Genomic DNA, 12,043 nt, shown 5'->3' on the forward strand with positions numbered 1-12,043 from the left:
GCTGCAAACACGGGCGGAAAGCAAGTTGAACAGCCTCCTCATATCCGACGACAAACGCATCGTTAGGTCCATGACCGACGACGCACGCCGCCCGGGCGAGGTCGACATCGGCCTGCTTGTTTCCATCCTGTTTCGGCAGTGGCGGCTGATCCTGGTCGTCACGCTGCTGTTCGTCGCCGCCGGCCTTGCCTATGCCACCCTCGCCCCGAAGGTGTGGCAGTCGACAGCCAGGGTGTTGCTCGATCCGCGCGACAAGCAGGTGGTGGCCGGCCCCGGTCTGTCCCAGCCGATGCAAGGCGTCGATGCCGTCTGGATCGATACCCAGGCCAACATCGTCACCTCCGCCTCGATCCTGTCGTCGGTCATCGACCGATTGGGGCTTCAAAGCGATCCCGAGTTCGGCGGCGACCGTGACAAGACGCTGAGGACACTCGTCAAGGCGATCAAGGTGGAGCGCGCCGATCAGACCTATGTGCTCGACATCTCTGTCAACAGCGACTCGGCCGATCGGTCGGCCCGCATCGCTCAGGAGCTCGCCGAGGCTTTTGTCGCCAATCAGGTCGAGGTGAAACGGGCGGCCGTCCGCGAGGCGAGCAACCTCATCAACCGGCAGCTCGATGACCTTCGGGCAAAGGCCCGCGCCGCCCAGGAAAAGCTTGAAGCCTACCGCCGCAACCATGGTCTTCTGACGGCCAACGGCCGCTCGGTCGACGAGGACACACTGCGCCAGCTCAACGACGCCTACGTGGCGTCCCGTCTGCGCACACAGGATGCAAAGGCTCGCCGCGACAAGATCGCCGCCGCTCGTGCCGGCGGATCGGACGCCGCCCTCGCCGGCATCGACTCCACGGTCCTCAGCCGCCTGAAGATCGAACGTGCCCTCGCCGCCCGTACCGTTGGCGAACTCGGTCAAGATCTCGGCCCCAGCCATCCGCGCATGGTGGCGGCGCGCGCCGACCTCACCCGCGCCGAAGCCCAGATCGAGGCCGAACTGAAAACGCTGTCGGTCAGCGCCGATGCCGAGTACCAAGTGGCGGCCGCCGCCGAAACGGCAGCAAGGAAGGCGCTCGACGACGCCAGCGCAGTGGTGACCGACACCGGCGAGCGAACCATCGAGCTGCGCGAGCTCGAGAACGAAGCCGCGCTGCGCGCCGACATGTACAAGACCTATGTGGCGCGCACGGAGGAGATCACCTTGCAGGCCAACACGCAGGTGTCCGACGCACGCGTCATCGCCCCTGCCAACGTGCCGCTGTCTCCCTACGCGCCGCGCAAGACGATCATCCTTGCCCTGGCGGGCATTGCCGGTCTCGGTCTGGGGCTGACCATGGCCGTCTATCGCGGCCGTCGCTACTTGCCGGAGTTCCAGGAACCGGAAGCCGAAGAAGAGCCTTTCGTCCAGCCCGTGCGAACACCCGCGGTTGATGCTCAGGAGAACGAGGAGCTGTCGATCGTGGCAGCCCTCCCCGGAGAACTGCCCCCCACCCCGGCGCAGCATGGGAAAGAGGCCCTGACCGAAGCCCCGTCGGACAGTGACGCTCAGACGGTGCCGCCCGTTCTGGCCGAGTTCTCGGTGGCCATCCGTCCGATGGCGCGCGACCGCAGGGGACAACCTGCCGGTCGGTCACCGCGCGCCATCCTCACCAGCGCCCTCACCGATTCCGAAGGCATGCCGCAGCGGACCGCCCTTGAGGCGTTCGAGGCGCTTGCACACCGCATCACTGCCGCCGCCGGCGCATCCCGGCTGGTACTGGTGCTCGGCGCCGACGACGGACCGGCTGCCGCAACCGTCGCCTTCGGTCTCGCTCACGTGCCGATCAGGGACGGCGTTCTGCTCATAGATGCCTCCTGGGACGATCTGCCGCTCCATCGCGCCTATGTTGACGAGGCGATGCCCGGGGTGATCGATGTCATCGCCGGCACGGCCGACGCGGCGAGCATCGCGATCTGCGAGGGTGGCCCCGACGTCACCCTGATCGGGGTCGGTCGGCCGAATGCTGCCGACGAGATCGCGGCCAATGTCGGCCGCGTCGCCGATTTCGTCGACAAGCTGTCCCGGGACTTTGGCCGCATCATCCTGCATTGCGGGCACCGCCATCCGCCTGAACTGTTCGAGGCACTCCTTCGCCGGGCCGACGCCGTGCTGATCGTCGCCGATGCAATCGTCGAGCAGGACGATGAGACAGCGGCGATGGTGCGCGACCTCGCCGCCGCCCTGCCGGCTTTTGCGGGCCTCGTGCTGGTGCGGGAGCGGACCGAGCGCTTCGCCGTCGTCGAACGGGCCTGACCCGGCAGCGCAAGGCGATAGGGCTGGCGAGCCGAGCGAGGCCCGGCGCTCGAAACAAATCGGCATTTCATTACAATTTGAGGGATCGGGTAAATCCGGGCTGAACGGCGGCCGGACTAGGGTGGCGTCGAAGGAAGGGCCATGTCGACAGCTTGGCCCTTGCCGGAAATCGCAATTCGCTGGGAGGCGGGGATGGGGCCTTGATGGTCCGTCGCGCGCCTCCGGCGTCGGGATGGCGCTTCACGCGCCGGAGAGTCGCCAATGTCAGGTCTGTTCCACGATCGTCCGGTTACGACCGAAGCCGCCAAGTCCGCCGAAGCCGGCCGCGCGCCCGATCCGATCGCCATGATCGATACGATACGCGTCAACATCGGCAAGCAGGCGGATCTCGTCCACCTCGTCACCTTTGACGCTCTGACCGGCCGCGGCGGCACGGTCTTCACGCTGAACCTCGATCACCTGGTCAAGCTGGAGAATGATCCAGCCTTCCGTGCTGCCTATGCTCAGGCGACCTATGTGTCGGCCGATGGCGCGCCCGTGGTGGCCATGGCGCGCCGGCAGGGGGCGAACCTCGTGCGCGTCACCGGCGCCGATCTTGTGCGCCCGCTCTGTGGCGCGGCGGCTCTCGCGCGCATTCCCGTGCACTTCTTCGGTACGAGCCCCGAAACACTTGCCACAAGCGTGGCCGTACTCCGTTGCGAGTATCCGCGTCTCGTCGTCGCCGACTTTGAAAGCCCGCCCTACGGTTTCAGTCCCTTCGGGATCGATGCCCGTGCCGCCGCCGAGCGCATTGCGGCGAGCGGCGCTCGCATCTGTTTCGTGGCACTCGGCGCCCCCAAGCAGGAGATCTTTGCCGAGTTTGCCCGCCGTTGGGCTCCCGGCGTCACCTTCGTTTGCATCGGCGCGGCACTCGACTTCATCGGCGGCCGCCAGAGCCGGGCGCCGCAGGCACTCCAGGCGGCCGGTCTCGAGTGGGTGTGGCGGCTCGTTCACGATCCGCGCCGCCTTGGAAAGCGCTATGCGCTGTCGGCGCTCTATCTCATGCGCTACAACGTGCGTGAACTGGCCGGCCGGCTTTCATGGCGACGGCCCGCTCTGACCTCCGGCAATGCGACCGACAAGGAGTAAGCAGCCGATGGTCCATCGCATAACGCTCCTTCATTCGATCGATCCGCGCGGCGGCAAGGTGGGCGGCGTCGAAACGCATGTTCGGCTGATGCTGTCGCGCCATCCCGACACCGTGTCGGTTCTGCTGGTGGGCATCGACGAGCGCGGCGATCTTGAGATCGGCAAGCCCGTAGAGATCGAGTTCGATGGTCGCCGTATCGACTTCCTTCCGGTGGTTCATGTGCCGGGCGAGACGATGCGTGCGGCAGCCAAGACGATCAGCCAGTCGGTGACGTTGCGTTTCACGCTCGGCGTCATGCGCCATCTCCTGACCATTCGCCGTCTTTCCGCCGGGGATACCGCCTCGACCGAAATCGAGCGCTTCGAGCAGGCGATTCCCGCCCGCCTGATCGGCCATCCGGTGGTGCAACTCGTGCACAACGAGGAGAGCAAGGGCGACAAGATGGACAGCCTCATCGGGCGCTACTGGTGGATTCACCGCCTCAATGAGAGGATCGCCCTGGCCCTTGCCAGTCGCGTCGTCGGCGTCAATCCCAACATCGTCGCCCGCTATGAGCGGGAAATGCCAAGGGTTGCCCGCAAGTCGGAGTTCATGACCGTTTCGGTGGACACCGAACGCTTCCCGGTCGCCCCCTTCCCGCCGAGCGACGTGTTTCGCGTGGTATTCGCCGGTCGGCTCGACGCCTTCAAGGACCCGCCGCTGATGTTCGAGACGTTGAGGCGCCTCCATGCCAAGCTCGGCGGCAAGCTGGAATTTCACTACATCGGCACATCCGATCCGCACCGCGACACGGAGTTCGCGGCCATCGAGCCCTTCACCATCCGCCACGGCTTCCAGACGGGCGACGGCGTGTCGGCCATCATGCGAAACTGTCACGCCGGCATCCTCACGTCCTTCTTCGAGGGTATGCCCTGCTATCTTCTGGAGACGTTTTCGAGCGGTCGTCCCTTGGGGGCCATCCGCCTGCCGCAGTATGACCCGCTGATCGAGGAAGGCGTGTCGGGCTTCCTCATCGAGCGCCCGGAAGACCGCGAAGCCGCCGCCGAGACGATGGCCGACCACTTCGTGCGGCTGGCGGCGGACATCGCGGCGGGGCGGCTCGACCCGGAAGCCATCCGCGCCAAGGTGACGCCCTATTCCGTCGCCGTGCAGATGCCGAGGCTGTTCGAGCGGCATATCGCGCTCGGCCGCGCCGGCGCCCGCGCCCCTCAGTCCGGTATCGCCAGCCCGGCGAACAGCCGCTCCCACTGATCGATGCCGGCCTCGGCCGAAAACTCTCTCGCCCGGGCGACGCCCGGCATCGGATCGGGCGGCATCGCCAATGCCCGATCGATCGCCGCCGCCAGCTGAGCGGCGTCACCTGTAGGCACCAGTTCGCCGTAGCGGTCGGCCAGAATCTCCGCCGATCCCTCGCAACGCGTCGCGACGACCCGGAGGCCGGCGGAGAGCGCCTCGACGGTGGTCATGCCGAAAGCCTCGGTGCGCGAGGGTACCGCCGCGACACGCGACAGGCCGTAGACCTCGGCGGCCGACGAAACCCGCCCCAGGAAGCGTACCCGATCGCCAATGCCGAGATCGGCCGCTTGCTGGATGAGACGCTGCCGCTCCGGCCCGTCGCCACCTATGAGAAGGCTGGCACCAGGCGTTTCCAGACGGGCGAAGGCATCGACCAGCACGTCCATGCCCTTTTCAGGCGAGAGACGACCGACGGCACCGACGATGGGCGGCCGGGCTACGATCTCCTCGGCTGTGGCAGAGGTGAGGAGCGGCACCGGATTGTAGATGCGCTCCGTTCGGGCCGCAGGAGCACTCCAGCGTTCGACGAGCGCACGGACAATACCGTCAGACACCCCGACGAAGCGACTGACCAAAGGAGCGAGCGCCGGCAAGGCATAATAGCCGACGGCCGAGAGGCGACCCGTCTTGTACTCCTCGAACCCGTGATAGGAGAAAACGAGCGGAACCCGTGACAGGGCAAGCGCCTTGGCGAACGCCAGCTTGACGCAGGACACCGACACGGCACCGGCGATCACGTCGAAGCGGCGCCTGCGCAGCAGGCGGGCGAGCCGCAGCACCGCCTTAGGGTGGCTCTTGCCGACCTCGATCGCGTCGACGGACGGATCGACGCCGTCATCGACCAGCTTCTCGTCATAGACGAAGGTGACGCGATGACCGCGTACCGCGAGACCGTTGGCAAGGATCGCCCAGACACGCTCGGCACCTCCACCGCCCGAAGCGCGGGTGTAGAGAAGAATATCAAGCTTCCGCATATCGTCTCCAGAGAGGCGAGTAGAGGCGCGAGGTTAGCCTTGTCACGTTCGGGCGGCCAAGCAAGAAATAAGCGGCAGGCTATGTCCGAAACTGGCCTTGGCCTTCTCGCCAAGGCAGGCAGGATCGGCTATCGAGGTGCGACTTCTGTCGACCTCCCCGGAGTTTCCGTTGTCCGACCAGTTCCTCACGCGCCGCGTCGCCGGCTCCACGGTCGGGCTCGGCATTTTCATGATGTTCTTTGGCGACTTCATGTTCGCCGTCAACGACATCATGGGCAAGTGGCTGGCCGGCAGTTTCTCGGCCGGACAGATCGTGCTGATGCGATCGCTCGCCGCTCTGGTCGTGCTCGTCCCCATGCTCTTGAAAGGCACGGTGCCGGATCTCGTTCGGTTGGAGCGGCCGGGATTGCAAATGTCCCGCGTCGGACTGGCAACGGCGGAGATCGTGTTCTTCTACATGGCGATCCGCTTCCTGCCGCTCGCCGATGTCATGACCTTCTATCTCGCCGGACCGATCTATGTCGCGGCCGTGTCGCCCTGGCTGCTTGGCGAACGCGTGAGCGGACGTCAGTGGCTGGCGATCGCCATTGGCTTTGCCGGCGTCGTCTTCGTGCTGCGACCGGGTTCGGACAGCCTCTCATGGCCGGCGCTGATCTCCATTGCCGGTTCTCTCTGCTATGCCATGATGGTGGTGCAAAGCCGCCAGCTCCGTGGCACGCCCGACCGGGTTCTGGTGTTCTGGCAGACGATCGGTGCGCTCATCGTCGGCGCCATCCTCGCGCCCTTCGGCTGGGTGTCGCCGAGTCTTGCCGACCTTGCCATGCTCTCGGCCCTCGGCGTCATCTCGATGACCGCCCATCTCTGCATCGCCCGCTCGGTCAAGCTGGCGCCGGCCGCCGTGGTGGCGCCGATCCAGTATTCGCTGCTGCTCTGGGCGATCCTGTTCGGCTGGCTGGTGTTCGGCGACCGGCCGCACCCCTCGATGCTGGTGGGCGCCGCAGTGATCGTCGCCGCAGGGTTGATGGTGGTGAGAGGACGTGGCGGTTCGGACACGGCGACGGAAGCTCCTGACTGATACCCTGTCGATTGCTGGCGAATGCCGCTATGATCCGTTTCAAATCATCATCTTGAGGAGGATGTCTTCATGCGGTCTTCGATCCCCGTTCTGACAGCGCTTGCTGTCGGACTGCCGGCCCTCGCCACGCCCGGTCTTGCGGCCACCTGCAGCGCCAAGGGCGACGGTTTCGGCCCGTGGCTTTCAGGCTACGCGAAGACGCTGGTCGAGGCCGGCATTCCGGCGAACACGGTGCAATCGGCGCTGTCCGGCATCGCCTTCGATCCGGCGGTGATCAAGAAGGATCGCGGACAGGGCGTCTTCTCGCAAACCTTCGCCGAGTTCGCCGGCCGCATGGTCAACAAGAACCGCCTGACGGTGGGTGCGCAGAAAATCAAGACGAATGCCGACCTCTTCGGCCGCATCCAGGCGCAATATGGCGTACCGCCCCAGGTGATCGTCGCCGTCTGGGGGCTTGAGAGCGACTTTGGCGCCAACACCGGCGACTTCCCGACTCTCCAGTCGCTGGCGACCTTGGCCTATGACTGTCGGCGCCCTGTCATGTTCCAGAACGAACTGCTCGATGCCGTTCAGATCGTGGCGCGTGGCGATCTCAGCCCATCCGAGATGAAGGGGGCCTGGGCCGGCGAACTCGGTCAGACCCAGTTCCTGCCCTCCAACTATTTGCGCTACGCCGTCGACTTCGATGGCGACGGCCGCCGCAACCTCATCAAGAGCGCGCCCGACGTGCTGGCCTCCACCGCCAACTACCTCCATTCGCTCGGCTGGACGCCTGGCCAGCCCTGGCTGGTCGAAGTCGACATTCCCGCCGAGCTGCCGTGGGACCAGGCGGACCTGCCCATCAAGAAGCCGGTCGGCGAGTGGCAGGCGATGGGCGTGCGCGCCGCCAACGGTTCCATTCCCGAGGGCGCCGCCGCCCTCTACCTGCCGATGGGCCGCTTCGGGCCGGCTTTCCTCGCCTATCATAACTTCGACGTCTACCTTGGCTGGAACGAGTCGCTGGTCTATTCGACGACGGCTGCCTATTTCGCCACACGACTCGCCGGCGCGCCGCCGGTCGGCGCCGGCAACGGCAAGGTGGAGGCGCTCGGCGCTTCCGACATCGCCTTCATCCAGGCGGCACTGACGGCGCAGGGCTTCGACGCCGGCCCCAAGGACGGCAAGCTCGGTCAGCGGACGCGCGAGGCCGTGCGCGGCTTCCAGATGAAAGCCGGCCTGCCCGCCGACGGCTGGCCGGATTCGGCGCTGCTCCGGGCTCTCAGGTGATCTTGGTTCCGGATCGCTTTTCGCCGCCGCTTCCCATCGACGCGGTGCTGGACGATGTCAGAACGTCGCTTGAAGCCAACCCGCGCCTCGTTCTTGTCGCCGCCCCCGGCGCCGGCAAGACGACACGGGTGCCGCTGGCGCTGCTCGACGCCCCCTGGCGGCGGGGCAAGCTGCTCGTCGTGGAGCCGCGCCGCATCGCCGCCCGCGCCGCAGCGGCGCGCATGGCCGAAAGCCTCGGCGAGAGCGTAGGTCAGACTGTCGGCTATCGCGTCCGCATGGACTCCAAGATCTCGGCAAAAACGGTGATCGAAGTGATCACCGAAGGCGTTTTCACGCGCATGATCGTCGACGATCCGCTGCTGGACAGCGTGTCGGCGGTGCTGTTCGACGAGTTTCATGAGCGTTCGCTCGATGGTGATCTCGGCCTCGCGCTTGCCCTCGACGGGGCGGCGCTGAGGGATGATCTTCGGATCGCCGTGATGAGCGCCACGCTCGATGGCGGCCGCGTGGCAAGTCTTCTCGGCGGCGCGCCGGTGATCGAGAGTGCCGGCCGCGCCTTTCCGGTTGAAACGCGCCACGTCGACCGCGACCCGCTCCTCCGTTTCGAGGATCAGGTGGCCGAGGTGACGCTGCGGGCGTTGCGTGAGGATGAGGGCTCGGCCCTGGTCTTCCTGCCGGGCCAGGCAGAAATCCGTCGCGTCGCCGAACGGCTCGAGGGTCGTCTGCCGGCCGGCATCCGTCTAGCGCCGCTCTATGGTGCGTTGACCGGCGCCGAACAGGACTTCGCCATTCGTCCTTGCCGGCCGCCGGAGCGCAAGGTGGTGCTTGCCACCGCCATTGCCGAAACGTCGCTGACCATCGACGGCGTACGCCTCGTCATCGACGGCGGCCTCGCCCGCGTGCCGAAGTACGAGCCCGATACCGGTCTCACCCGTCTTGAAACGGTGCGCGTGTCCCGCGCCTCGGCCGATCAGCGGCGCGGCCGTGCCGGCCGCACCGAGCCGGGCGTCTGCTGGCGTCTGTGGAACGAGGGGCAGACGGCGGCGCTGCAGCCCTACTCGACACCGGAAATCCTGGAAGCCGACCTCAGTCAACTGGCACTCGACCTTGCCGCCGTCGGCATTCGCGACCCCGGCGCCCTCGCCTTTCTCGATCCCCCACCCCGGCCGGCTTGGCGCGAAGCAGTGGACCTGCTGCGCGGCCTCGACGCGCTCGATGACGACGGCCGGATCACGACCGAGGGCAAGGCACTGGCCCGCCTGCCATTGTCGCCGCGCCTCGCGCACATGATCCACCGCGCGGCGGATTTCGGCGCAGCGCGACCGGCCGCCGACATTGCCGCGATCCTCACCGAACAGGGCCTCGGTGGCGAGGCGACCGACCTTGCCGACCGTCTCCAGCGCTTCCGCTCCGATCGAGGGCAGCGGGCCTCTGACGCGCGAGCCATGGCGGCGAAATGGGCGAAGCTTGCCGCAGGGGACAACGCTTCGGACGCGCCGGCCGCTCCGCTATCCCTTGGTGGCGTTCTCGCGCTCGCCTATCCAGACCGCGTCGCCGAGGCACGGGGGCAGGCGGGTGCCTTTCGCCTGGCCAGTGGTCGCGGCGGCATGCTGGAGGACCATGACCGGTTGGCCAGGGATGCCTATATTGTCGTCGCCGATCTCGCCGGCAAGGCCGAACGGGCGCGCATCCGGCTTGCCGCCGCCATATCCCGCGACGAGATCGAGACGCTTTTCCCGGCCCGGATCGTCGTGGAAACCGCCGTTGTGTTCGACCCGGCAGCCCGCGCCGTCCGTGCCCGCCGCATCCGTCGGTTCGGCGCGGTGAAACTCGCCGAAGAGCCGATGGCGGCGCCGACAGGCGCGGAAACGAGTGCCGCGCTTTTGTCCGGCATCCGCCGAACAGGCGTCGATCGTCTCGGCTGGTCGAAGGACCAGCGACGGCTCAGGGAGCGCGCCGGCTTCCTCAATCGCACGGTGGGCGAACCCTGGCCGGACCTCTCCGACGCCGTCCTCGCCGACACGCTCGAAGACTGGCTCGGCCCGTTCGTCGACGGGGTGACACGGCTCGACGACGTCGACGCGGCGCTTCTCGGTGCCGCGCTCGACCGGCTCCTCCCTTTCGCCCTCAGGCAGGACATGGACCGGTTGATGCCGAGCCATTTCGAGGCGCCGACCGGCAGCCGCGTGCCCATCGACTACGGGGCCGACGGCGGACCGGCGGTTGAAATCCGGGTGCAGGAACTGTTCGGCCTCGATCGCCACCCTGCGGTGGCCGGCGGGCGTCTGCCCTTGACGCTGGTGCTGACCTCGCCGGCCCACCGGCCGATCCAGACGACCAGGGACCTGCCCGGCTTCTGGCGTGGCTCGTGGAGGGACGTCGCCAAGGATCTCAAGGGCCGCTACCCGAAACATCCCTGGCCTGACGATCCCCTTGCCGCAGAGCCGACCCGACGCGCCAAGCCGCGCGGCACCTAATCAATGGACGTTCAGCGTGACGTCATAGGTGGTGTAGCTATACTGCATGCCGGAGCTATCGATCGGGTATCCGAGACTCACCGACAGACGATCGGTGCCGCGGAAGCCCTTGGCCGCGGTGTAGGACAACCTCGTGCCGACGAACTTGCGCCCATCGCAGGGTGGAACCATGTTGACGAAGGTCTCCGAGCGGATGACCAGCTTGCCGTGCGCCGGCTGCTTCAGAACCTTGGTCCGGTATTGGCCATAGGCAACGCAGTTTTCCAGGCGGATATACATCAGTTCCGACACGGTCTGACCGGACTTGAGGTCGTAGGTCAGGTTTTCGGCATAGGCTGACGTGATCACCTGCAATAGAACGGCTGCGGCAATAAGGGAACGCATTACAAACCTCGATGCAATTCCGGCGCGCGGACGCACGCCGGGGATATTTCCAATTGCAACTGTTACCAAGGGTTGCGAAGTTTGCAAGCGACCCTTGAACGCAACTCAACCGGAGAACAAGCCCGCCGCGCGAATTTCCAGCGCGGCACGATCGCCGATGCGGGGTGGTTCGCGGTCGGCCGGCGTCAGCGCCTCGATCACCACGTCGGTGCCATCGGCGCGGAAACCGATCCGGCGCGACGATCCCGATCGATGCAGCGAAACCACCGTTGCCCAGAGGCCTTCGCCGTCTCGGCGGAAGGCGACATGCTCAGGGCGAACGTAGAGCTTCGCCGGACCGTCGAAGAGCAGCGGTGGCAGCTTCGGGATCGACACCTCCTGTTGGCCGACGAAGGGGCGCCCCTTGTCGACACGGATGTCGAGACGGACCGACTCGCCGATGAAGTCGAAGACGAAGGGCGTCGCCGGGCGGTCGTATATGTCCTCGGGCGAGCCTTCCTGCTCGATCCGTCCCTCACTCATCACCACCACGCGGTCGGCAAGATCGAGCGCCTCTTCCTGATCGTGCGTCACGAACAGGGTGGTGTGGCCGGTGCGGTCGTGGAACTCCCTGAGCCACAGGCGCAGCTCCTTGCGCACCTTCGCGTCGAGGGCGCCGAACGGCTCATCAAGCAGCAGGACGCGCGGCTCGACGGCGAGCGCGCGGGCGAGCGCCACCCGCTGGCGCTGTCCGCCGGATAACTGGCTCGGATAGCGGCCGCCATAGCCCGGCAACTGGATCAGGGAGAGGAGTTCTTCGACCTTGTCCCTGATGACCGCCGCGGACGGCCGCGACCGGCGCGGGCGCACCCTCAGCCCGTAGGAGATGTTGTCGGCGATGGTGAGATGCTTGAAGAGAGCGTAGTGCTGGAACACGAAGCCGATCTGTCGTTCCTGCACGCTTTTCAGACTGGCATCCTCGCCGCCGAACAGGATCTGGCCGCCAGAGGGGATTTCGAGGCCGGCAACGCAGCGCAGCAGCGTCGTCTTGCCCGACCCGGACGGACCGAGCAGCGCCAGAAGCTCGCCCGAGGCGACTTTGAGGTCGACGCCGTGCAAGGCCGCCGTGCTGCCGAAGGTCTTCGTCAGGTTGCGAATATCGAGTTCCATTGGGAC

9 protein-coding genes are annotated in these 12,043 nt (G+C 66.6%); 6 read left to right on the top strand and 3 right to left on the bottom strand.

All coding sequences use genetic code 11. The features are described from left to right. The first annotated feature begins 70 nt into the window (after positions 1-70). The 3 genes from CXZ10_RS08855 (at position 71) to CXZ10_RS08865 (ending at position 4,667) form a co-directional block, all read left to right on the top strand. Positions 71-2,287, top strand: coding sequence for a GumC family protein (locus tag CXZ10_RS08855; protein ID WP_180335923.1), 2,217 nt, complete (start codon positions 71-73; stop codon positions 2,285-2,287). A 261-nt stretch (positions 2,288-2,548) separates the two neighbouring features. Beyond that, positions 2,549-3,415, top strand: a complete 867-nt coding sequence (locus tag CXZ10_RS08860; RefSeq protein WP_244617185.1) for a WecB/TagA/CpsF family glycosyltransferase — start codon at positions 2,549-2,551, stop codon at positions 3,413-3,415. A gap of 7 nt (positions 3,416-3,422) precedes the next feature. After that, entirely contained in the window at positions 3,423-4,667 is a 1,245-nt protein-coding gene (locus CXZ10_RS08865) for a glycosyltransferase (protein WP_101288788.1), read from the top strand. Here the strand turns inward: CXZ10_RS08865 and CXZ10_RS08870 are convergent. Next, the gene (locus CXZ10_RS08870) at positions 4,625-5,686 is read right to left on the bottom strand and encodes a glycosyltransferase (RefSeq protein ID WP_101288789.1); all 1,062 of its coding nucleotides are present in this window, start codon (positions 5,684-5,686) and stop codon (positions 4,625-4,627) included. The two genes, CXZ10_RS08865 and CXZ10_RS08870, sit on opposite strands and share 43 nt — an antisense overlap. A gap of 169 nt (positions 5,687-5,855) precedes the next feature. Here CXZ10_RS08870 and CXZ10_RS08875 point away from each other — a divergent pair, with 169 nt between their 5' ends. The 3 genes from CXZ10_RS08875 (at position 5,856) to hrpB (ending at position 10,504) form a co-directional block, all read left to right on the top strand. Next, a complete protein-coding gene (locus CXZ10_RS08875; protein WP_244617184.1) occupies positions 5,856-6,761 on the top strand; it encodes a DMT family transporter in 906 nt (301 codons plus the stop codon). A 69-nt stretch (positions 6,762-6,830) separates the two neighbouring features. After that, entirely contained in the window at positions 6,831-8,027 is a 1,197-nt protein-coding gene (locus CXZ10_RS08880; protein WP_101288790.1) for a lytic murein transglycosylase, read from the top strand. Beyond that, a complete protein-coding gene (gene hrpB, locus CXZ10_RS08885) occupies positions 8,024-10,504 on the top strand; it encodes an ATP-dependent helicase HrpB (protein WP_244617183.1) in 2,481 nt (826 codons plus the stop codon). Before CXZ10_RS08880 ends, hrpB begins: the two co-directional genes overlap by 4 nt. Here hrpB and CXZ10_RS08890 read toward each other — a convergent pair whose 3' ends face one another. Then, positions 10,505-10,888, bottom strand: coding sequence for a hypothetical protein (locus tag CXZ10_RS08890; RefSeq protein WP_101288791.1), 384 nt, complete (start codon positions 10,886-10,888; stop codon positions 10,505-10,507). A 105-nt stretch (positions 10,889-10,993) separates the two neighbouring features. After that, positions 10,994-12,037, bottom strand: a complete 1,044-nt coding sequence (locus CXZ10_RS08895) for a sulfate/molybdate ABC transporter ATP-binding protein (protein WP_101288792.1) — start codon at positions 12,035-12,037, stop codon at positions 10,994-10,996. Between the last annotated feature and the right edge of the window lie 6 nt (positions 12,038-12,043).

It is taken from the genome of Pleomorphomonas diazotrophica (genome assembly GCF_002844595.1).
Taxonomy (GTDB): domain Bacteria; phylum Pseudomonadota; class Alphaproteobacteria; order Rhizobiales; family Pleomorphomonadaceae; genus Pleomorphomonas; species Pleomorphomonas diazotrophica.